At 61.9% G+C, this 22,389-nt stretch carries 19 protein-coding genes and 1 tRNA gene; 5 read left to right on the top strand and 15 right to left on the bottom strand.

Translation table 11 applies throughout. From position 1 onward, the window contains the following. Nucleotides 1–100: 100 nt before the first annotated feature. The 3 genes from ACN2XU_RS10770 to ACN2XU_RS10780 form a co-directional block, all read right to left on the bottom strand. Nucleotides 101–1,660 (bottom strand): ABC transporter substrate-binding protein, encoded by a 1,560-nt coding sequence (locus ACN2XU_RS10770; RefSeq protein ID WP_419410443.1) that lies wholly within the window; start codon nucleotides 1,658–1,660, stop codon nucleotides 101–103. 231 nt (nucleotides 1,661–1,891) lie between these two features. Beyond that, nucleotides 1,892–2,449, bottom strand: coding sequence for an exonuclease domain-containing protein (locus ACN2XU_RS10775; protein ID WP_419410444.1), 558 nt, complete (start codon nucleotides 2,447–2,449; stop codon nucleotides 1,892–1,894). 72 nt (nucleotides 2,450–2,521) lie between these two features. After that, on the bottom strand, nucleotides 2,522–5,953 hold the full coding sequence (locus ACN2XU_RS10780; protein WP_419410445.1) for an indolepyruvate ferredoxin oxidoreductase family protein: 3,432 nt from the start codon (nucleotides 5,951–5,953) through the stop codon (nucleotides 2,522–2,524). Nucleotides 5,954–6,071: 118 nt separating this feature from the next. Between ACN2XU_RS10780 and ACN2XU_RS10785 the strand changes: the two genes are divergently transcribed. After that, nucleotides 6,072–6,548 carry an Lrp/AsnC family transcriptional regulator gene (locus tag ACN2XU_RS10785; protein ID WP_419410446.1) on the top strand — a complete coding sequence of 159 codons (477 nt, stop codon included), beginning with the start codon at nucleotides 6,072–6,074 and terminating at the stop codon, nucleotides 6,546–6,548. Between the two features lie 76 nt (nucleotides 6,549–6,624). Here the strand turns inward: ACN2XU_RS10785 and ACN2XU_RS10790 are convergent. From ACN2XU_RS10790 to ACN2XU_RS10805, 4 genes are all read right to left on the bottom strand, one after another. After that, a tRNA-Pro gene (locus ACN2XU_RS10790) sits at nucleotides 6,625–6,701 on the bottom strand. 43 nt (nucleotides 6,702–6,744) lie between these two features. Continuing rightward, complete coding sequence (locus ACN2XU_RS10795) at nucleotides 6,745–7,695, bottom strand: DMT family transporter (RefSeq protein ID WP_419410447.1); 951 nt, start codon at nucleotides 7,693–7,695, stop codon at nucleotides 6,745–6,747. A 195-nt stretch (nucleotides 7,696–7,890) separates the two neighbouring features. Continuing rightward, complete coding sequence (gene leuB, locus ACN2XU_RS10800; RefSeq protein ID WP_419410448.1) at nucleotides 7,891–8,994, bottom strand: 3-isopropylmalate dehydrogenase; 1,104 nt, start codon at nucleotides 8,992–8,994, stop codon at nucleotides 7,891–7,893. Nucleotides 8,995–9,054: 60 nt separating this feature from the next. Further along, entirely contained in the window at nucleotides 9,055–9,948 is an 894-nt protein-coding gene (locus ACN2XU_RS10805) for a LysR family transcriptional regulator (RefSeq protein ID WP_419410449.1), read from the bottom strand. A 94-nt stretch (nucleotides 9,949–10,042) separates the two neighbouring features. Between ACN2XU_RS10805 and ACN2XU_RS10810 the strand changes: the two genes are divergently transcribed. Next, nucleotides 10,043–10,969 carry a Rossmann-fold NAD(P)-binding domain-containing protein gene (locus tag ACN2XU_RS10810; RefSeq protein ID WP_419410450.1) on the top strand — a complete coding sequence of 309 codons (927 nt, stop codon included), beginning with the start codon at nucleotides 10,043–10,045 and terminating at the stop codon, nucleotides 10,967–10,969. Here ACN2XU_RS10810 and ACN2XU_RS10815 read toward each other — a convergent pair. Both ACN2XU_RS10815 and ACN2XU_RS10820 read right to left on the bottom strand, forming a co-directional pair. Then, on the bottom strand, nucleotides 10,902–11,798 hold the full coding sequence (locus ACN2XU_RS10815; RefSeq protein WP_419410451.1) for an endonuclease/exonuclease/phosphatase family protein: 897 nt from the start codon (nucleotides 11,796–11,798) through the stop codon (nucleotides 10,902–10,904). The two genes, ACN2XU_RS10810 and ACN2XU_RS10815, sit on opposite strands and share 68 nt — an antisense overlap. 50 nt (nucleotides 11,799–11,848) lie before the next feature. Continuing rightward, complete coding sequence (locus ACN2XU_RS10820) at nucleotides 11,849–12,682, bottom strand: hypothetical protein (protein WP_419410452.1); 834 nt, start codon at nucleotides 12,680–12,682, stop codon at nucleotides 11,849–11,851. A gap of 407 nt (nucleotides 12,683–13,089) precedes the next feature. Here ACN2XU_RS10820 and ACN2XU_RS10825 point away from each other — a divergent pair, with 407 nt between their 5' ends. After that, nucleotides 13,090–13,722: an isopropylmalate isomerase gene (locus ACN2XU_RS10825; protein ID WP_419410453.1), complete on the top strand. Its 633-nt coding sequence runs from the start codon at nucleotides 13,090–13,092 to the stop codon at nucleotides 13,720–13,722. Nucleotides 13,723–13,799: 77 nt separating this feature from the next. Here ACN2XU_RS10825 and leuD read toward each other — a convergent pair whose 3' ends face one another. From leuD to ACN2XU_RS10845, 4 genes are all read right to left on the bottom strand, one after another. After that, nucleotides 13,800–14,405 carry a 3-isopropylmalate dehydratase small subunit gene (gene leuD / locus ACN2XU_RS10830; RefSeq protein ID WP_419410454.1) on the bottom strand — a complete coding sequence of 202 codons (606 nt, stop codon included), beginning with the start codon at nucleotides 14,403–14,405 and terminating at the stop codon, nucleotides 13,800–13,802. Between the two features lie 12 nt (nucleotides 14,406–14,417). Further along, nucleotides 14,418–15,836, bottom strand: coding sequence for a 3-isopropylmalate dehydratase large subunit (leuC, locus tag ACN2XU_RS10835; RefSeq protein WP_419410455.1), 1,419 nt, complete (start codon nucleotides 15,834–15,836; stop codon nucleotides 14,418–14,420). A gap of 277 nt (nucleotides 15,837–16,113) precedes the next feature. Continuing rightward, entirely contained in the window at nucleotides 16,114–16,701 is a 588-nt protein-coding gene (locus ACN2XU_RS10840; RefSeq protein ID WP_419410456.1) for a hypothetical protein, read from the bottom strand. Between the two features lie 258 nt (nucleotides 16,702–16,959). Beyond that, nucleotides 16,960–17,529 (bottom strand): VPLPA-CTERM sorting domain-containing protein, encoded by a 570-nt coding sequence (locus ACN2XU_RS10845; protein ID WP_419410457.1) that lies wholly within the window; start codon nucleotides 17,527–17,529, stop codon nucleotides 16,960–16,962. 459 nt (nucleotides 17,530–17,988) lie between these two features. On the opposite strand from ACN2XU_RS10845, the gene ACN2XU_RS10850 reads away from it, so the two are divergent. Next, a complete protein-coding gene (locus ACN2XU_RS10850; RefSeq protein ID WP_419410458.1) occupies nucleotides 17,989–19,362 on the top strand; it encodes a mechanosensitive ion channel family protein in 1,374 nt (457 codons plus the stop codon). 278 nt (nucleotides 19,363–19,640) lie between these two features. On the opposite strand, the gene ACN2XU_RS10855 is transcribed toward ACN2XU_RS10850, so the two are convergent. Then, entirely contained in the window at nucleotides 19,641–20,639 is a 999-nt protein-coding gene (locus ACN2XU_RS10855) for a PLP-dependent cysteine synthase family protein (protein WP_419410459.1), read from the bottom strand. 26 nt (nucleotides 20,640–20,665) lie between these two features. Further along, complete coding sequence (locus ACN2XU_RS10860) at nucleotides 20,666–20,974, bottom strand: EthD family reductase (protein ID WP_419410460.1); 309 nt, start codon at nucleotides 20,972–20,974, stop codon at nucleotides 20,666–20,668. A gap of 129 nt (nucleotides 20,975–21,103) precedes the next feature. Here ACN2XU_RS10860 and ACN2XU_RS10865 point away from each other — a divergent pair, with 129 nt between their 5' ends. Further along, nucleotides 21,104–22,282 carry an acetyl-CoA C-acyltransferase family protein gene (locus ACN2XU_RS10865; protein ID WP_419410461.1) on the top strand — a complete coding sequence of 393 codons (1,179 nt, stop codon included), beginning with the start codon at nucleotides 21,104–21,106 and terminating at the stop codon, nucleotides 22,280–22,282. The last annotated feature ends 107 nt before the right edge of the window (nucleotides 22,283–22,389 follow it).

Genomic DNA, 22,389 nt, shown 5'->3' on the forward strand with positions numbered 1-22,389 from the left:
TTACGGGAGAAGATCCCGGTGCAGGATTGCACACGGGCCAAGGAAGAACCAAGGCCCGTGGCGTCAGACGAGGGCGAGCGGAGGCCCCGTGCGAGAGGATTTACTCGGAGACGACAAGGTCGCCGAAGTAGGGGAAGTTCAGAGCGTTGACGATCTCGCCCGCGTTCATGCCCTCTTTCGCGCCCCATGCAAGGTTCTGCCAGTGCAGGGGAACGTAAGCGGCCTCGTCATAGAGGATCTGCTCAAGCTCCTGCAGCATCGCCGCACGCTTCTCCGGATCGGTCTCGCCGTTCGCCTTGTTCATCAGCGCGTCGGCTTCTTCGTTGCAGTAGTTGCCGCTGTTGTATTGGCCGTTGCCGGTCTCGGCATCGGGGCAGGCGGTCAGGAACTGATGGAAGTTGGCCGAATCCTCGGTGTCCGAATGCCAGCCGATCATCATCATGTCGGCAGAGCGTTCGTCGAACTCAGGCCAGTACTGCGCCTTGGGCAGGGTCTGCAGGTCGACCTTGATCCCGATCTGGGACAGCATGGAGGCCACGGCCTGTGCGATCTTGTCATCGTTCACATAGCGGTTGTTCGGCGCCATCATGGTGATGGAGAACCCATCCTCATAACCGGCTTCGGCCATCAATGCCTTGGCTTTTTTCACGTCGAAGCGCGGCTCAAGACCGCCAATGTAACCGGCATAGCCCTCCGGGGATGCCTGCGCCGCCACAGTGCCGAAGCCGCGCATGATGCGGTCGACGATCCCTGCGTTGTTCACGGCGTAATCGACGGCCTGACGGACTTTGGGATCTTTGAAGGCCTCAACGCGGTCCTGGTTCATCTGGAACGTGATGATGCGGGTGCCCGGCATGGTGATCAACTGGACGCCATCGGCCTCTTCGAGCCGCTTGAGATCGGTCGGCGGAACCGGCGCGATGAAATCGACATCGCCGGACAGCAGAGCCGCAACGCGGGTCGGGTCTTCCTTGATCGGGGTCAGGACGATTTCGTCGACGTTGCCCGCGCTTTCGGTATCCCAGTAGCCGTCAAAGCGATCGAAAACCACTTTCACGCCCTGCTCGCGCTCGGACACGACAAACGGGCCGGTGCCGGAGATGTTGCGCGAGGCAAAGCTGTCGCCGTGCTTGACCACTTCGGCCTTGTCTTTGCCGTCTGCGGTCTCGCCGGTGTAGAACGCGCTGTCCATGGCGAACAGATAGGTCGCGGTGTGCAGCACCAGCGGATAGGGCTCGGACGTCTTCAGGTCGACGGTGTAGTCATCGACAACCTCGACATCGGTGAAGGGCGCGAAGATGCCCTTGAAGTCCGGCGATTGCTTGATGCGATCAAAGGTCCAGTCGATGTCCTTTGCGGTCATCTCGTTGCCCGAGTGGAACTTTACACCCTCGCGCAGTTTGAAGCGCATGGTGGTGGCGTCGATCTGCTCCCAGCTGTCTGCCAGACGGCCCTCGAACTGCAGGTCCTGGGTCCAGCGAACCAGCGGGTCGAACGCCATGTGGTTGAGCTGCAGCGTACCGCCGGAAAGCTGCTCATAGGGGTCGAGCGACACCGGGTCGGCGTCGTAGGCCACATTCACGGTAATCTCGGCAAAAGCCGCGCCTGCGAGCGAGGCGGCCAGCGCTGTGGCGGCAACGCAGGATTTGAGGAAAGACATTATTAACTCCCTGTTTGACTGGCGCCGACCCTAGGGAGAGGGACACAATCTGTGCAAATGCCGATGTTGCATGAGCACATGCGCGAGCGGCATGGCCAACTCTGATTTCTCAACATTGCATTATTTTCAATATGTTAAAGGAACCATTGCCGCCACGAAAGCGGACCGCGTGACCCAGGGTCACGTCACCAATGATCAAAAGACTCGCGATTCCCCGGCACCCTCCGCCTCTCAACCGGCGAAAACCGCCTCCGCACGCAGCACGACCTCCGCTGCGGCACGGGCGTCTTCACCTGCATCATGGTGACGGAAATTCAGGCCCAGATGCGTCTTGAGCGAGGCCAGCCCATGGCCGCCGTTGCGCTTGAGTTCAGGCCAGGCCTTGCGCGCCACCTGAACGCTGTCCCGCCACTCCCATTCGGGCGCTTCGCGCTGATATTCGCGGCAGGAAGCAGCAATGGCCGCCTTGTCGAAACCGGAATGCTGGTAAATCACATGGCCGTTCAACGCCTCCTCAACCACGTCCAGAACATCGCACATCAGCGGCGCGCCCAAGACGTGATCGCCAGTAATGCCGTGAATGCGGGTGCAGGACCAGTCGTCGGTCTGCGGATCGACAAAACTCACCCAGGTCTCGATCAGGCCATCCGGCCTCACCCCCGCGATACCAAGCTGGCAGATGCTGCCGCGCTGGTTGTTCGCGGTCTCCACATCAAGCGCGAAAAAGCGGAAGGGCCCTTCGGGCAGGGGCGTGATCTGGGCGCTCTGGCGAGACGGAAACAGGGGCATAATGGGCGTCCTTTTACGGCTCTCACTCTATACGAAGGTGGGAGCCGCGATCCAAGGCTGCGCTTGCGTCCCCTATCGCGAATACGCCTCAAGATCATCGGCGATCCGCGTCAGAACCCGCTCTGCCGCCTCTGCCTTCACCGGACCAAACCCCCGAATATCCATGACATGGCCAGCGATCCGCGCCGCCTCGGGCGCCGTCCCGGCCGTGAGGCCCGCGATCAACCGCTCCAGCAAGGCACGGTATTCGCCGATCAATTCCCGCTCCATCCGGCGTTCGGCGGTATAGCCAAAAACATCCAGCGCGGTGCCGCGCAGACGCTTCAGTCGCGTCAATCCGCGAAAGGCGATCCTGATCCACGGCCCGAAACTGCGCTTGATCGGCCTGCCGCGCGCGTCGCGCCCGGGCGAGAGCATTGGCGGGGCGAGGTGATGCCGAACGGTAAAGTCGCCCTCGAACCGCGCCTGCAGGCCATCGACAAACCCGGTCTCCGTGTGCAGGCGGGCCACCTCGTATTCGTCCTTGTAGGACATCAGCTTGAACAGCCCCCTGGCCGCCGTCTCCGTCAATGCCCCGGCTTCACCAAGCACCCGCACCTCCGCATCGCGGACGCGGGCCACGGTGGTGCGGTATGTCTCTGCCCAAGCCTTGTCCTGATAATCGGTCAGGAACGCCGCGCGGCGTTCGATGATCTCGTCCAGCGTCTGAACCGGCGGCGTGGACAGGTTGGCCACCGCCTCCACCGCCGCGCGATCCTGCACAACCATGCGCCCCCAGGCGAAGGCGCGCTTGTTCAGGTCCGGTTTGACCCCGTTCAACGTGATCGCCTGCATCAACGCCTCATGGGACAGCGGCACCAGCCCAGCCTGCCACGCCGCGCCGAGCATCATCACGTTGGCAAACACCGTATCGCCAAGCAACGCCTCTGACAGGGCATTGGCGTCCAACGTCCGAAGCGCGCCCGCGTCGACCCCCGCCGCGATGGCCTTGAGGCGCGCATCGGCGTTCAGATCCGCATCGCGGTTCTGAACCAGATCGCCGGTTGGCATGACAGCGGTGTTGACGATAGCGCGGGTGCCGCCATGGAACGTCTGCGAGGCCTTCGGCGAGGAGCTAACCACGATGTCACAGCCAATCAGCGCATCCGCCGATGCGGGTTCCACCCGCACCTGATTCACCTGCACGGGATCGCGCGCCATGCGGATATAGCTGATCACCGGGCCGAACTTCTGGGCAAACCCCATGAAATCGAGCACCGACGCGCCCAGCCCCTCAAGGTTGGCCGCCATGGCAATAAGCTGGCCCACGGTCACAACTCCGGTGCCGCCCACGCCGGTCACGACGATATCCCACGGACGATCCAGCGACGGCAGGACCGGCGCGCGCAGTGTTTTCGACAGCCGCTCGAACGCCGCCTCTCCTGCGCCCTCACCCCGCCGCAGCGTGCCACCTTCAACCGTGACGAAGCTGGGGCAAAACCCGTTCAGACAGGTAAAGTCCTTGTTGCAGGTATTGAGGTTGATCTTGCGTTTGCGGCCAAATTCCGTTTCCAGCGGCTCGACGCTGAGACAGTTGGATTCCACCGAACAATCGCCGCATCCCTCGCAGACAAGGGGATTAATGACCGCGAAGCGCTTTGGATCGTCCATTTTTCCACGCTTGCGCAGGCGGCGTTTCTCCGTGGCGCAGGTTTGCTGATAGATCAGCACCGTGGTGCCGGGGATATCCCGCAGCTCGCGCTGTACCGCGTCCATGTCACGGCGATGATGGACCGCCACGGCACCGGGCAAATCGCCGGTCCGGAACCGCTCGGGTTCATCGGAGACGACAACCACTCGTTTCGCCCCCTCGGCCAGCACCGATTTGGCGATCGCCTCGACAGAGATCGGACCGTCGACCTGCTGCCCGCCGGTCATGGCCACGGCGTCATTGAACAGGATCTTGAAGGTGATGTTGGTTTTCGCAGCGATGGCCTGTCGCACCGCCAGCGAGCCAGAGTGGTAATAGGTCCCCTCGCCGAGGTTCTGGAAGACGTGCCGGTTGCCGTTGAACTGCGACCGCGCCACCCAATTCACGCCCTCGCCACCCATCTGAATCAACGATGTGGTGTTGCGGTTCATCCAGCTTGCCATGAAGTGACAGCCGATGCCCGCGAAAGCCTCGCTGCCCTCGGGCACCTTGGTCGACGTGTTGTGCGGACAACCGGAGCAGAAGTACGGGGTCCGTGTCGCACCGGGAATCTGGATTGGCTTCGGGCTGGGCGCTCCTGTCTCCGTGGCCTCCATCAGATCCACCGCGATGTCATTACGCGCCAACCGGTCCGCGATATGCCGGGACAGCATGATGGGGCCAAGCTCCTGCGTCCAGGGGATCAGACGCTGCCCTGTCTCGTCACGCTTGCCGACCATGCGGCGCGGCTTGCGGCCGGGAAAATCATAGAAATGCTCCTTGAGCTGGCTTTCGATGATGCCGCGCTTTTCCTCGATCACCAGCAGCTCATCCTTGCCCTGGGCAAACGCCAGCGCGCCCTCATGCTCCAGTGGCCAGACCATGCCGACCTTGTAGAGGTCAATCCCAAGTTCCCGCGCGCGGCTCTCGTCGATTCCGAGGAGCCGCAGCGCCTCCAGAACGTCCAGATGGGCCTTGCCCGTGGTGACGATGCCAAAGCGCGCCGGATGCCCCCATTCCGCCCGGTCGATCGGATTCGCACGGGCAAAGGCGAGCACGGCATTTTTCTTGTGCTCCAGACGCGCCTCGATCTGCGGACCCGGCAGATCCGGCCAGCGGTAATGCAGACCATCCTCCGGCGGCGTGAAATCCGGCGTGGTGAAGGTCCGGTCCGGCGGCAGATCGAACGACATGCCGGATTCCACCGTCTCTGAAATCGCCTTGAAGCCAACCCACATCCCGGAAAACCGCGACACCGCATAGCCCCATTCCGCGAACGGCAGGAATTCGGCGACACTGGCCGGATTGAGCGTCGGCATGAAAAAATTCATGAAGGCGACGTCGGACTGATGCGACATGGAGGACGAGACACAGCCGTGATCATCCCCCGCCACCACAAGCACCCCGCCATGCGGAGAAGACCCATAGGCATTGCCGTGCTTCAGCGCGTCCCCGGCCCGGTCCACGCCCGGCCCCTTGCCATACCAAAGGCCAAAAACCGCCTCGCAGGTCTTGTGCGCGTCCGTCTCAACCTGCTGCGTGCCAATCATCTGGGTTGCGCCGAATTCCTCGTTCACCGCAGGCAGAAAGGTCACGCCGGCCTCTTGCACGATCTGCGCGTGACGGCCGATTTCAAGATCAATCCCGCCCACCGGAGAGCCGCGATAGCCCGAAACATAACCCCGTGTATCCAACCCCCGCAGCCTGTCTCGCCGTGCCTGATCCAGAACGATCCGCACGATGGCCTGCGTTCCCGTCATGAACACGCGCCCGCGCGTCTTGGTGTATCGGTCGCTGAGTGCGTAGTCCTTCAAAATGGGCGTTTGATCGGTCATCGGGGCCTTCACAACGTTAGGGGAAGCATGATGACGACTCTATTCCACTTTCGATGAAATAGGATTTCAATCTAACGCATGACTCGGCATAATGTGATTTGAAAATTTCACAAAGGTGATGAAATTGAAAGAGTCTGATCCACTCTCGCAGACCGAGGCGAAATTGCTTTCACTCCTTCAGGACGACGCCTCGCTCAGCGTGTCGGATCTGGCGGCGGCCATCAATAGCTCGCCCGCCACCGTCTGGCGCCGCATCCGCAGCCTTGAAGACAGGGGCGTGATCGGACCGCCGGTCCGGCGGGTCGATCCGGCAAAGATCGGCCGCGGTATGGACGTCTACTGCCAGGTTCGGATGAAATCGCAGGATGCGCAGGCCCGCAGCGCCTTTCAACAGGCGGTCGACGCGGAGCCAGCGATCACCGAAGTTTACTCGATCAGCGGGGATTGGGATTACATGCTGCACATGGTGGTGCGCGACATCGCGGATTTCGAAGATATTCTGATGCGCAGACTGCTTGAGCTGGACTGCGTTGCGGGCACGTCGACGCTCTTTGCCCTCAGGCGGATCAAACACACCGGCAAGATACCGGTGTGACGCCGTTTGTTGCGCGTTCAGGCTCCCGCGCGCCGAAAGGAAGGCGTGGCCGAAACACGGGGAATATTTGCTGAATTGGTCGGGCTGAGAGGATTCGAACCTCCGACCCCCTGCTCCCGAAGCAGGTGCGCTACCAGACTGCGCTACAGCCCGACCGTGCCGCGCGGATTAGCCCAGCCGCGCGGCTTTGGCAAGGTCAGTTTCCCGCTTTTCTTGCCCGAAGGAAGGGAGAAATGCGGAAAGACGATCCATAGCCCCGTGAACGGGTCCGAAGCACCGGGGTTTGCGAGGCATCGCCTTTGCCTGCTTCGCGCGCGACAATGTAGATCCCGGATGCGATGATGATCCCGGCCCCGATGAACGTGGGCGTGTCGATGCTCTCTCCGAAGATGAAATACCCATAGGCCGAGGCCCAGATGATCTGGGAGTATTGCATCGGCGCGACCATGGCGGCCTCTGCCCGCTTGTAGGCCACGATCAGGCACAGCCCGGCCACAAATCCCATCAATGAAATGAGCGCGGCACCGCCGAGATCCTGCAGCGGCATCGGCTTGTAGACCGGGATCATGAGCCCGCCGACCAGCACGAAATTCGCCGCCATCGGATAGAGCAGAAGTACGACCGAGCGTTCCTCCCGGCCAACCTTGCGCACGATGATCGACGCGGTCGCGCCAAAGACCGCCGAGCCCATCGCCGCGAAATGCCCGGAGGACAGCGGCGCGGACCCAGGACGCAGCACGACCAACACGCCGATCAGGCCGACAACGACGGCAGCGCCGCGATGCAGGCCAACGCGCTCGCCCAACATGGGAATCGACAACAGCGTGATCAGCAGCGGCGCCGCAAAGAGAATCGCATAGGTCTGTGCCAGCGGCAGCACCGAGAAGGCATAGAACGCGCACATGCCATTGACGACCGCACAGGCAGTCCGGAGCGCCGTCCACCACGGATGCACCGGCCGCAGGTTGCCCTGGGTCGCGTCGCGCATCAGCATGAAGCTCACCAGCGGAAAGGACATCAACGTCGAAAAGAAGATCACCTGAAACGGGGAATAGCTTGCCCCGAGGAATTTGATGACCACATCGTGAGTCGCAAAGATTGCAAAGGCAAGCAAAGCGAAGCCTGCCCCTTGAGCATTCTGTCCCATGAGTCGAACCTTGTTATGTTGGACACAGACAATATCCAGTCCGCCGCAGAGTAAAGGCGAGGCCGGCAATTTTCCCTGCAAAGAGCATGAATTTGACGGATCTTGCTGCAGATGTACCCGTTTTGACCTTACCGAAACGTCAAGGGCGGCACCCTGTGGCGCCGCCCCATTCCAATGATACGATGAAAAAGGCTTTTACAGGCTGGCGTCGAGCGCCGCCACGATGGCATCACCCATTTCGGAGGTCGACACCGGCTGCTTGCCCTCTTCGCCAAGCAGGTCCGCTGTGCGATAGCCGTCGGCCAGAACCTTTTCGATAGCCTGTTCAAGGCGGGTCGCCTCGTCGCCCAGATCGAAGGAATAGCGCAACGCCATGGCGAAGCTCAGCACACAGGCAATCGGGTTCGCCTTGCCCTGACCGGCGATGTCGGGGGCAGAGCCGTGCACCGGCTCGTAGAGGGCTTTCGGACGGCCATTGGCCATCGGCGCACCCAGCGAAGCAGAGGGCAGCATGCCGAGCGATCCGGTCAGCATGGCGGCCGCGTCGGACAGCAGGTCCCCAAAGAGGTTATCGGTGACGATCACGTCGAACTGCTTGGGCCAGCGGCAAAGCTGCATGGCGCCCGCGTCGGCGTACATATGAGACAGTTCGACCTCGGGATAGTCCTTGGCCACCTCGGTCACGACCTCGCGCCACAGCACGCCGGATTCCATGACATTGGCCTTTTCCATCGAGCACAGCTTCTTGCCGCGACGCATGGCCAGCTCGAAGGCGGAGCGCGCAACGCGGTCGATCTCGGATTCGGTATAGCGCTGGGTGTTGATGCCGACACGCTCGTTGCCCTCTTCGAAAATGCCGCGCGGCTCGCCGAAGTAGATCCCCGACGTCAGTTCGCGCACGATCATGATATCAAGACCCGCGACCACATCCTTCTTCAAGGACGAGAAATCCGCCAGCGCGTCAAAGCACTGCGCCGGGCGCAGGTTCGCGAACAGGTCCATTTCCTTGCGCAGACGCAGCAGGCCGCGCTCGGGCTTCACGCTAAAATCGAGGCTGTCGTATTTCGGGCCACCCACGGCGCCGAGCAGGACGGCATCGACCTCCTGCGCCTTGGCCATGGTGTCGTCGTGCAGCGGCGTGCCGTGCTTGTCATAGGCGCAACCGCCCACCAGATCCTCGCTCACGTCGAAAGTCAGGTCGCGCTTGGCACCGTACCAGTCGATGACTTTGCGAACCTCGGCCATGACTTCGGGGCCGATGCCGTCACCGGGAAGGATAAGAAGCGAGGGGTTGGTCATTGGGGCTGTCCTTTTAAGGAAGATGTCTTGCGCATCGCCTACCCAAGCCGGGCGGAATGGTCAAGAAAGGTGCGCTTTCAGCCCCTCCTCCAGCGCGTTCCAGACCCGCCGGATGCGCGGCGTCGTGCGCATCGCCTCATGCGCCGCGAGCCAGACCGGCAGACTCGGCAACGGCACCTCCGGAAAAAGCCGCTCCACGGTCGGATCACTGTCCCCAAGACAGGCCTGCGCAAACCCGACGCCGCACCCCGCCCGAACCAGCTCCCAATAGACGGCATGATGATCGCAGCGCGTGGCAAACCACTCCCGCGTTGCCTCCAGCCCGAAGTCCCGCATCCCCCGCAAGAGAAGATCGGAGCGGTCGTAGCCGACAAGATCCATGTCCCAGACCTCGGCAAAGGACTGCGGCCTGCCTTTCAGTGTCAGGTAGGACTTCGCTGCGTAGATGCCGAGTCTCAGTTCGCCAAGATGTTTCGTCACGATATCAAGCTGTTCCGTACGGTACATGCGCACCGCGATATCCGCCTCGCGGTAGAGGAGATTGTCGGAGGTGTCCGACGGGGCCAACTCGACGCTGATCTCCGGCTCCTCCCGGCGCAGCTTGGCCAGGATCGGCGGCAAATGATGATGCGCGGTAAAGACGCTCGCGGTGATGCGAACAGGCCCGCACAGCGCATCGGAGCGCCCCGCCGCCGTCAGCGACAGCGCCCGCATCCCCTCCGCCATGGCCTGCGCATGCGGCAGCAACGCCCGCCCCGCTTCGGTCAGCGACAGCCCGCGCGCACGGCGATCAAACAGCGTAAGGCCCAGATGCTCCTCGATGCGCTGCACCTGCCGCCCCACGGTAGGCTGCGATGTTCCCAGCCGCCGCGCCGCCTCCGATAAGGAGCCACCATCGGCCACCGCGAGGAAACTTTGAATCAGGGACCAGTCAAGTTTTGCCAGCACATCCATTCATGGATGAATACAGGATCTGCGAATTCATGCAATTTCGGAATTCTGAAGAATGGCGCATTCTGCCTTCAACAGATGAATGAAGGAGTTCGCCATGACGGGAACAGCATTGATACTTGGCGGCACGGGCCGCTTTGGACGCAACACGGCAGAGGCGTTCTGGAATGCCGGATGGCGTGTCACGCTCTTCGACCGCACCAAGGACGATCTCATGCGGGCCGCCGAGGGCCAGGATGTCATCGTGAATGGCTGGAACCCGCCATACACCCGCTGGGCGGCGGAACTGCCCGATCTCACCCGGCAGGTGATCGCGGCCGGGCGCGCCTCCGGTGCCACGGTTCTGCTTCCCGGCAACGTCTACGTCTACGGCCCGCAGGCCCCGGAGATCTGGAGCGATCAGACCCCGCATGTGGCGCAGAATCCGTTGGGCCGGTTACGGCGTGACATGGAAGCGACCTATCGCGACTCCGGGGTACAGACCATCCTGCTGCGCGCTGGAGATTTTTTCGACACCGAAGCCTCCGGCAACTGGTTCGATCGGGTGATGGCCCCGACGCTGAGGCGCGGCGTGCTGACCTATCCCGGCGCGCTGGACCGTCCCCATGCCTGGGCCTTCCTTCCGGATTTGTCGACGGCGGCTGTGATGCTGGCCGAGCGCCGCGCGGAATTGCCCGGATATGCGGATATCGCCTTCCCCGGCTACACGCTCACCGGCGCGGAAATGGCTGCGCTCTGCTCCGAAGTGCTTGGCCGGAGCATCACGGCGAAACCGATGAACTGGCTGCCGCTGCGCCTTGCCGCGCCGTTCGGGGGTATGGCGCGGACCCTGCTTGAGATGCGGTATCTCTGGAACAAACCCCATCGCCTCGACGGTACGGCCTTTGAGGCGATCCTGCCGGACTTCAGGTCCACCGCGCCGCAGGAGGCCATTGCCCGAGCCATCGCACCCGTGCTCAATCCGGCCAGTGAAGGTCAACCCAAACAAGCCGATGCGGTCCCGCGTCCGGCTCGGGCGGGCTGATCCCGGCATCATGTATCTCAAGAGCTTTCGACGGCAAAACATAGGAGACCCGCATTTCGCCCGCCGTCTCCCACGCGACGGTGGGCTGATCCGGCAAAGGGTCCTGCAGGCGGGAATGGCGCAAGACAATGTCGACTGCCTCCCGGATACCCTGACCGCGCGCCGGGTCGAGATTGAGATTGCCCAACAGCACCACCGGCCCCTCGGGCACCGGCCCAAGTTTGCCGTCAAGCACATGCGCCCAAAGCAGAACCTCGTCGCGGTTGCGCCGTCCGTTGCGATCCTCCGGGCCGTCAAACACCGGCGGCGTCGCTCCGACGGTCAACAACTGTACCGCCCCGCCGGGCGTCCGGACCCGCACTGCCCAATGCGCCGAGCTTGACAGTCTTTGCAAGCCCTTGCCCGGATCGTCCCGCCGGATGGCGCTGTCCGGCACCGCCTCCCAGAGCATTTCCGAGTGGCTCGTCACAAGCTCCACCGGCCAGCGCGACAGCACCGCCTGACCGGCCTGCCCCGAAAACCAGCCATAGCCCTGCGCATCGCGCGGTCCGCCAAGGCGCCCATCACCGTCAAGATCACGCCCGGTCTGCAGGCCGGTATTCGGCCGCGCGGCAAACGCATACGGAAGATCAAGCCCGACCTCTCTCAAGCGCCGCTGCAACTGCGACAGGGCTGCAAGACCGGCATCAAAATCCACATCGGTCAACAGCAGCACATCCGGCCTGGCAGCGGCAATCGTCGGCACCCCCGGCACAGGCTCTTCCTTCAGAAGATCGCGGAGCAGAAGACCGGGCCCCTTGCGGCTGAAATCCCCGGCATAGGTGGCCACACGAAACGACTCCGCCAGGGCGGGCCAGCCGGTCAGCAAAACGACAAGGATCAGGCAGGCGCGTGCAAGTCCGCCTGCGCGTAGGCGCGGCGGCGCCGCTCCTCGATCAATTCTGCGATGCGCATCAATGCGACGCCCCGCATGATCAGACTTGCCGGCAGAAAGGCCCATGCGCTCATTGTCCAGATCAACGTCTGTGGATCGGTCAGCGGAATTTCATACGCGAAGACCGTGGCGCTCTTCAGGATCGCCGGGATCAGGAATGGCAGAAGAAACCCTAACACGACGTTAACGTGGGAATCGCGCTTCAGACGATTGAGGATATCGCCGCCCGCCGTCGGATCGAACAGCGGAAGGTTTACCCAGAAGTTGAAGGCCCCATGGCGGATCGGCCAGTTCAACAGCCGCACAAAGACCACGAAAACCAAGAGCGCCAGCAAGGACACCACATAGGCCAAACCGGCCGAGGTTCTCAGAAGGTTGATCTTCTCGATCGGCGCATCCTCGTGCGCGAGCAGCACCATCAGATGCACCGGCGAGAACGGGAAGTCCATCGCAGTCCCGACCGTGCCTCCGATCCGCGTCAGCAACTCGGTGAGTGTCGTCGGGAACATCTGCCCCCGGGTGATCAGGCACATTACGAAAATGGTCACGAAGAGTGCCAGGAAACGCATCCGGTTGTACGGCGGCGCATCGCGGAACTCGAGCAGCGAGGGGTAGACGGAGAAGTACTCGACGAACGTCAGCACCGCAGCCACCAGCGCCAGCAAAGCAACCATCTGCGCATTGTCGACCGTCACACCAGGCAACATCATCGCCGGCATGGCGATGACCAATGCCACCAGGAACGCCCGTGCGCCTGCACTGACCATTCTTTTTATCACTGAATCTGCCCTTTCAGCACGGACGGGAGCGATACGATGCCGCGCCCTTGTTCCTGACTGATGTCTCCGCCGATTGTGACGGCTTGCCTCATTATTGCCCAAGTTTTGCCCCTTTTCACATGGCCCGACAATATAGGCTCGACAGGATCACCTGTTTTTGGGCGATTTAACGGAAGCAGTGGTGCGGGATTGCATCAATCTCACGGCAAGAGTGCGGCAAGTCTATGTAATCAAACTATATATTGGGATTGCACTCTAGTGTACACACAAGCAGCCGTCACAAAGGCGCTCTCGAGTGTTAAGAAATAGTTTACAAAACCGGGTCAAAGCGGGGTATCTGGTGCCGCGCCAAAAGGCATTCTTGATCACCGACCAGTGTCGCACTGGAACAATACGGACAGTCGACCATGGACACCCTTTCTGTGAACGCCCTGCTGAGCTGCATCACCAATCGCTGGTCACCGGCCATCGGCGACCCGAGTGTGATGGGATGGCTGACCGTTTTCTGTTATCTCATCGCCGCCGTTCTCAGCCTTCGGGCGGGCATGGTGCGTCGGCGGGACCGTAGGTTCTGGCTGGTGCTTGGCTTGCTGCTGGTCCTCTTCGGGATCAACAAACAGCTGGATCTGCAATCGGCCCTGACAGCGGCGGGCCGCTGTGTTTCACAATTGCAGGGTTGGTACGAAGAGCGCCGCGCCTTTCAGTTCAAGTTCATTCTCGGTTTGCTGGCGGCCAGCCTGCTGATCCTGTCGGTGACCCTCTACCGCATGCGGCGGGCGATTCACCGCGTCGGCATCGCTTTGATCGGATTTGGCCTGATGCTGACCTTCGTTGCGGTCCGGGCCGTGGGAATGCACCATTTCGATGCGTTCATCAGAATGGAGGTCAGCGGTGTACGGATGAACTGGCTGCTTGAACTGTCGGGAATTCTCTTGATCCTGATCAACGCCGTTTTCGCCATCCGTGGCAGACGAAAACGAAAAGCGGTCTACCGTGAGGCGCATGACCCGCGCATGCCGTTCAGCCGCCCTCAGTCCTGACATCCCCCGAAGCCCCCCGCGCAGAAAGAAAAACGCCCGCCATTTGCATGACGGGCGTGTCTGCCGTGTGATCGCGATCAGACCCAGGGACGGGCCTGCGCGGCCTGCTCTTCGAAACTGTCGATTGCGGCGACCTTCTCCAACGACAGGCCAATGTCGTCCAGACCATTCATCAGGCAATGCTTTTTGAACGGGTCCACCTCGAAGGGGAACGTCTCACCTTCCGAGCTGGAGACCGTCTGGTTCTCCAAGTCCACGATCATCCGCGCGTTGGATCCCTTCTCGGCGTCCTTCATCAGAACGTCCACGGCCTCCTGTGGCAGAACGATCGGCAGGATGCCGTTCTTGAAGCAGTTGTTGTAAAAGATGTCCGCAAAGCTGGTCGAGATAACCGACTTGATGCCGAAATCCTTCAGCGCCCAGGGCGCATGTTCGCGCGAGGAGCCGCAGCCGAAGTTATCCCCGGCGACGAGGATCTCCGTCTCGCGGTACTGCGGCTGGTTCAGCACGAAATCGGGGATCTCGTTGCCCTTACGATCATAGCGCATCTCGTCAAAGAGGTTCACGCCAAGGCCGGACCGCTTGATGGTCTTCAGGAAGACCTTGGGGATGATCATGTCGGTGTCGATATTGACCAACGGCATGGGCGCCGCGATACCGGTGAGTTTCTCGAACTTTTCCATACGCGTGGCTCCTTAGGCTGCGGTTTCGGTCATCAGGGTGCGCACGTCGGTGAGCTTGCCGGTCAGCGCAGCAGCTGCAGCCATGCCCGGAGAGACAAGGTGCGTGCGCCCCTTGTAGCCCTGACGGCCTTCGAAGTTGCGGTTCGAGGTCGAGGCACAACGCTCGTTCTCGGACAGTTGATCGGGGTTCATGGCAAGGCACATGGAGCACCCCGCGAGGCGCCATTCAAAGCCCGCGTCGGTGAAGATCTTGTCGAGACCTTCTTCCTCCGCCTGCGCCCGCACGAGGCCGGAGCCCGGCACAACCATCGCGCGGCCAACCTTGATCTTCTTGCCTTCGACGATTTTCGCCGCGGCGCGCAGGTCTTCGATACGGCCATTGGTGCAGGAGCCGATAAAGACCGTGTCGATCTCGATGTCGGTCAGCTTCTGGCCCGGGGTAAGGCCCATGTATTCAATCGCGCGCTTGGCGGCCTCGACCTTGCCACCCTTGAAGTCTTCCGGCGCGGGAACCACGGCGGAAATCGGCAGCACGTCCTCGGGCGAGGTGCCCCAGGTCACGACCGGCTCGATCTCTTCGCCCTTGAGCGTGACGATCTTGTCGAAACGTGCGCCTTCGTCGGTGAAGAGGGTCTTCCACCAATCCATGGCGGCTTCCCACTGGCCTGCCTTGGGCGCGTGCGGGCGGCCTTTGACATACTCGAATGTCTTTTCATCCGGCGCGATCAGGCCGGCGCGCGCGCCGCCTTCGATGGCCATGTTGCAGACCGTCATCCGGCCTTCCATCGACAGATCGCGGATCGCTTCACCGCAATATTCGATGACATAGCCAGTGCCACCGGCGGTGCCGGTCTCGCCGATCACGGCGAGGGTGATGTCCTTGGCGGTCACACCCGGACGCAGCTTGCCGGTGATTTCGACCTTCATGTTCTTGGACTTCTTCTGGATCAACGTCTGCGTGGCGAGCACATGCTCCACCTCCGACGTGCCGATGCCATGCGCCAGAGCGCCGAATGCGCCGTGGGTCGCGGTATGCGAGTCGCCGCAGACGACCGTCATGCCCGGCAAGGTCCAGCCCTGCTCCGGGCCAACGATGTGCACGATGCCCTGACGCACGTCGGACACCGGGTAATAATGAATGCCGAAGTCCTTGGCGTTCTTGTCGAGCGCGGCGACCTGAATCGCCGAATCTTCGGTCATGTTCTTGGGATCTTCGCGGCCTGCCGTGGTCGGCACGTTGTGATCCGGAACAGCAATGGTCTTATCCGGCGCGCGCACCTTGCGGTTCGCCATACGCAGACCTTCGAAAGCCTGAGGGCTGGTCACTTCGTGGACCAGATGGCGGTCGATATAAAGGAGGCAGGTGCCGTCCGCGTCTTCGGATACGACATGCGCATCCCAGATCTTGTCATAGAGCGTCTTGGGGGACATCGGTCCACTCCCGTTTTGTGATGTAAAGCTGGCAATAAGGCAGGTGACAGAGACGTGCAGGCACGTCCGCGCGCCTTATAGGCGGGCAAGCACGGTGTGCGTCGCACCGTAAAAGCGTTCGCGCAGGCGGGCGCGGTCGCCGAGATTGATGATCTTGCTCATAGCCTCGCAGATACGCCCTTTGACTGAGTCTATCAAGGGTATGCTTCGCGTCGGCCCAGAAACACAAAAGGCCGCCAGGATCCGGCGGCCTTCGCGTCTGATCGCCGCGGTTCGCTCAGGCCTTGCGGCGACGACGGCGCAGCGCAGCGATCAGGCCGAGCCCACCGGCCAAGAGCGGCAACGAAGCGGGCAGCGGCACCTCGGCGGTGCTGGCATAGCTCGCCACCATGTACAAATTGGTCGAACTTGGCGTGCCCGCATACCTACCATAGCTCGCACTGTCCGAGCTCACGGCGGGTGCCCGGATGTTCCAACGCGAAGCGTCGACGGCGAAGTTTCCTTTGCCCTGATCCGATACCCTGTAAGGCAAAAAATACGAACACGATGTTGAGCTGCAGCCGGAGATCAGGAATGGGTCAGCATCGAAAACAGTGCCGGCAATAACCTGAGTGATGAAATCGCCCACAAACTGGTAAGACGTAACATCGTCGAATGACAGGAATGTATCTCCCACCGCACAGCTGCCGAAGACATCGATGCAGCTTCCTGACTCAAGCGAGACGTCATAAAACTTGCCATTGTATTCGACCCCGGTCGCGCCGATCAGCGCTCCACTCCCGTTCGTGACCGCTGTGGCGGCAGAAGTCTGTGTGGCGAGGCCGGAAAAGGTCAGCGCGGCGAGCAGGGAGAGCAATCGGAGCATGGTTTGGTCTTTCGGGGTCAAATCATCGTTAATCTTCGAGCCGATCCGGAACCGAACGCCTGGCGGAAAGGATAACTAAACTTAGCAGGAATATGTTTGAGGCGTAGAAAAAACGACATTCCCGATCGAAATTCAGCGCCATCATCGAAATCGTGCCGATTTGGAATTGCAATCCGCGCAGGGCAATCAACTTCCGATAGCCGAATCAAAAAAGGCCGCCCAAACCGGACGGCCTTTCGGTCCAAATGGCCGATGCGCTCAGGCCTTGCGGCGACGGCGCAGCGCGGCAATGAGGCCGAGGCCACCGGCCAGCAGCGGCAAGGATGCGGGCAGCGGCACTGCGGACGCCGCGGAAAGATCGACGCGCGCGATCGTCATATAGTTCAAAGGAATTGTATTCATATTAATTGCGCTGACGTTAGACACCACATTCGTCACAGCGCCCTCGATGACGGTCGCCCGAACACCGCTTAGGGTGGTGCTTCCCCCCATATGAATCTGGCATTGGGAGGTGGTACCTTCACACCCACGGATCAGTTGGGTGTTCAAATCGAAGAAGCTTCCGGCCGCAAAGACCTGATCCAGCAATGCCTGGGCAAACAGGGTCAGCGTGGTGGGAGCGGTACCAGTGTTCGAGAAGGGTGTCGCGCAGCTGTCCACCGTGCAGTTCAGGTCGAGGAAGGAAACGTCGTAACTGACACCGTTGAAGGCAACGCCGTTCGCGCCGGTCAGAAAGCCACCGCCATCGGTGACCAGAGTTGCGGCGGAGGATTGGGTGCTGACGCAGGCAATGAGAAGGGCCGCGACGAGAGAGAGAGAACGAACCATGTAGTCAACTTTCTTGAATATCAGTGAACGACAGTTTTTTGGAGTAGTCTCGGGATAAGAACCTTCATTTTTTTGCACGGCATTAATTATTTTGGAAGCCGGATAGTTTCGAGGGAGGCAATTTTCTTAATTGACCACTGCATCGCCCCAAGCGCCGCCCCCTGCGACCTTCTGGCAGAGGGGTGCGGCGGTTTTGTCCTCTTGAAAAGGCGCTTCGGAAGCCTTCTTTTGTCCCATCTGTCAACCGGGCCAATGGGTATACACATGCGCAGCCCCCTCAACATCGTGAACGTGATCCTTATCGCGGTGCTGGGCGTCGCGGCGCTGACCGTGCACGCCGAACAAGGCCAGGCCATCACCGCCCCATCCGTTTCAATACAATGACAGCGGACGCCCGCAGGCCTCGGGACGCTTGCCCAATGGTCTCTCCGGTGTACCATCCCAGAAAACGGAGCGGGCATGGAACCAGACCAGACATCACTCGAACAGGCCCTCGGCCCGCTGCAGGCACAGGTCGGAAGCCTGATCGATCAGGGTGAAGCCGTTGTCGGCAGCCTGTTCCGCCCGTGGATCGGCTACCAACTTGTCATCATTCTCGCCCTCTTCGCCTGCGTCCATCTCGCCGCGCTCTGGCTGAGACCGAAAGTCGGCGATTGGCTGCGCGCGCGCGAAGGATGGTCAAAGTGGCAATTGCGCATTGGCCTGATCGTGCAGCGCCGCTTGCGTATGATCCTCTTCGTGTTCGGCATCTGGCTGATCGTCTGGCTGATGCGGGAGATCACCTGGCCCTCGCGGTCGTATCTTCTGGCCATTGCTGCCAATCTCGCCACCGCGTGGCTGTTCATCGCCTTTGCCACACGCCTGATCTCCAATGCCTTTGTGCGCGGGCTTGTCCGCTACGGGGCCTGGACCTGGGTTACGCTGTCGATTCTGGGCGTCACCGACGAAACCCAGGCGGTTTTCGATTCGATCGCCGTCACTATCGGCGAGTCCCGCCTTTCCCTCTGGATCATGATAAAGGCCGTGGTGCTGCTTGGGTTGCTGATCACCGTGGCGCGCATCGTTGCCAGCTCCAGCGCGGCCAGCATTCGCAGAAACAAGGACATCAGCCCCTCGATGCAGGTGCTGGCGATCAAGTTCCTTCAGGTCGTGCTCTTCGGCAGCGCCTTCTTCATCGGGCTTAAACTCGTCGGCGTCGACCTCACCGGCCTCGCCGTCCTCTCCGGTGCCATCGGCGTCGGCCTTGGCTTCGGCCTGCAGAAGGTGGTGTCAAACCTTGTCTCCGGCATCATCATCCTGCTCGACAAATCCATCAAACCGGGCGACGTGATCAGCCTTGGCGAGACCTTTGGCTGGATTCAGAGCCTTGGCGCTCGCTACGTCTCTGTCGTCACCCGCGACGGCAAGGAATACCTGATCCCGAACGAGGATCTGATCACCGGGCAGGTGGTGAACTGGTCCCATTCCAATGAATTCGTCCGGCTCGACATCTATTTCGGCACGGCCTATGGCGATGATCCGCACAAGGTCCGCAAGATCGCCATCGAGGCCGCAAAAAGCGTGGACCGAGTGCTCAGCTTCAAGCCGCCCGTCTGTCACATCGTCGGATTTGGCGACAGCTCTGTGGACTACATCCTGCGCTTCTGGATCAGTGACCCCACCGGGGGCCTGACCAATATCCGTGGTAATGTCTACCTTGCGCTCTGGGATGCGTTTCAGGCCAATGACATCGCGATTCCGTTCCCGCAGCGCGAGGTTCGAATGCTCGGCGGCACAGAAGACACGCCGATCCCGGACAAAGGCGCCGCCCGCTCGCAAAAAGCTGTGGACTGACTGGATTCATTAAGTGTTTGGTAAGTGGTGCGCGGCAAAGTGCGGCCATGTCAGACTTCGATGCTCACAAACCCAAGACATGGAATGACCCCGTCCTGCGATATCGCGATATGGGCACGGAACCGCACGTTCCAAATCGCGGTACGGGGCCGTACACGGCCCCGACACCCCTTCTGATGCGGCTGGTCGCAAAGTTTCGGCCGCGCCGGACCGGTCCAACGCCCCGGCAACCGATCAGCGCCCGGAGCATCCCGCGGTAACGACCCTATGCGGCCCTGTCAGTCGTCCCACAAGTCGGTGGACAGGTACTTCAACCCGCTGTCACAGATAACGATTGCCACGCAGCCGCCGCGCTCTCTCTCACGCAACAGCGCGGCGGCGGCAAAAAGATTTGCCCCGGACGAATAGCCCCCGAAAATCCCTTCGCATTGTGCTAGAAGGCGCGCATGCAGGCGGGCCTGCGCCCCGCTGACTGTCACATGTCCCGCCAAGGGCGCGCCACGCAGATGGTCGAGATCCGCCATCATGTAGCCGCCCCCCTGAATCGGATGATCGGGCCGGTCGCTCCGCCCGCCGGCGATCACCTCTGCGCCCTCCGGCTCAACCGCATAGCAGCGCACCCCATGCCGCGCAAAAAACCGCGCCGCCCCACCGAGCGTGCCGCCCGACCCCGCAAAGTCGCAAAAGGCGGTGACCACACCGTCGGACTGATCCCAGATTTCCGGCCCCGTGCCGGTTTCATGCGCCGCCGGATTGGCCGCATGGGCGAATTGATCTGCGCGAAAGGCCCCGCGCTCCGCCGTGATCCGCTGAGCCGCCGCCTCCACACACGCCAGATCGGCACCGGAGACCTGCCCCGGCGTGCCACCCGGGTTCTGCGGCACGATCACGACCTCGGCGCCAAGCGCCCGCATCATACGTGCGCGCTCAACCGAATTTCCGGCGCTCATGACCGCCACAAAAGGATGCCCAAGTACGCCGCAGACAATGGCAAGTCCGGTCCCCATGTTGCCAGAGGTCAATTCGACCACCGTCTGCCCCGGCAACAGCGATCCATCCGCCTGCGCAGCCTCGATGATGCCCCGCGCGGCGCGATCCTTCTTGGAGAAGCCGGGCATGAGGTAATCCAGCTTGGCCAGAATGCGCCCCTCCAGCCCGAGATGCGCAACCACCCGGGACAGATCGACAAGCGGCGTGCCGCCAATCGCATCAATGACGGAGGGCAGGATCATGTCATCACGCTGCTCCGGGGACGACGCGGTGTCAAGCGAGGCCACAGGCGCCTCGCGGGCGTCCCTCGCCGTTATCCGATCGCTTCACCAATCAGCATCTGCACCGGACAATCCGTGAAATTCGCGATGTCCTCGATCAGCGGCCCGCCTGTCTCAAGCGCCGTTTTCAGCGCATCGGCATCCTTGAAGACTATGCTCGCGATGACGTGAAACCCGGCAGGCACGTCCGGCCCACCAGAAAGGCCCCTGGTCACAAGAGTGCTTGCGATCAATGGCCCCCAATGTGTGCCGACCATCGGCAAATGCGTTTCGGTGTAATAGTCCATGTCGAACCGGCTGCCCTCGGTTGCCGGGTAAATAACCTGAAGTGTCGCACCCATTTTGTCTCTCCCTGTGCATCCTGTCAGATCAGCCTAACACAGAATGCGCAAAACCATGACGGAACGTTCAGGCTGACAAGTCGGAACTGGGCTTTCATAGTGCCCACAGCATTCCTGAGGGAGGAAATCATGAGCGAAGACATCTTCATTCTCAGCGGCGCGCGCACCGCCATCGGCACTTTTGGCGGCGCGCTGGCTGGCACACCGCCCACCGAACTCGGCGCCATCGTCGCCAGGGCAGCGTTGGACCGTGCCGGGGTCGAAGCCGGCCAGATCGGCCATGTGGTCTTTGGCACCGTCATCAATACGGAGCCCAAGGACATGTACCTGAGCCGCGTGGCCGCCATGCAGGCGGGCATTCCGGACAGCACACCGGCGATGAACGTCAACCGCCTGTGCGGCTCCGGCGCTCAGGCGATCGTGTCCGGCACGCAGTCGCTGATGCTGGACGACGCGGATTTCGCGCTTGTCGGCGGTGCCGAAAACATGTCGCGCAGCCCGTTCATCATCCCCGATCAGCGGTGGGGCGCGAAGATGGGCGACGTGCGCACGCTCGACATGATGCTCGGCGCGCTCAACTGTCCGTTCGGCACGGGCCACATGGGCATCACCGCCGAGAATGTCGCGGGCGAGCATGACATCAGCCGCGCCGCACAGGACGCCTTTGCCCTCGAAAGCCAGCAACGCGCCGCCAAGGCCATTGCCGAAGGACGTTTCGCCGAGCAGATCGTCCCGGTCGACGTGCGGCGCAAACGCGAAATGGTCGCCTTCGACACTGATGAGCACCCCAAGGCCACCACCGCGGAGGCCCTCGCCGGTCTGCGCCCCGCTTTCCAGAAGGATGGCAGCGTAACGGCGGGCAACGCTTCGGGGATCAACGATGGGGCCGCTGCGCTGGTCCTTGCCCGCGCCTCGGCAGCCGAGCGCGCAGGGTTGAAACCGCGCGCCCGTATCCTTGGCTATGCCCACGCGGGTGTGCGTCCGGAGGTCATGGGCATCGGCCCGGTGCCTGCCTGCCGCGCCCTGTTCGAACGGACCGGCCTCAGCGGCGCGGATTTCGACGTGATCGAAAGCAACGAGGCCTTCGCGGCGCAGGCGCTCGCGGTAAGCAAAGAGCTCGGCCTCGATCCTGCACGGGTGAACCCCAATGGCGGCGCCATCGCGCTTGGCCACCCGGTCGGCGCGACCGGTGCGATCATCACGGTCAAGGCACTTTACGAGCTGGAACGCACGGGCGGCAAACGCGCGCTGATCACAATGTGCATCGGCGGCGGCCAGGGCATCGCACTGGCCATCGAACGCGTCTAGACACCGGCCACGCCACGCCGAGGCAGACGCGCGCCCGCGTTTCTTTGGTCTCAAAATACCCTCGGGGGTCCGGGGGCAGAGCCCCCGCCGCGCCCGTCAGGGCGCGT

It is taken from the genome of Pacificoceanicola niger (assembly GCF_048553275.1).
Taxonomy (GTDB): domain Bacteria; phylum Pseudomonadota; class Alphaproteobacteria; order Rhodobacterales; family Rhodobacteraceae; genus Pacificoceanicola.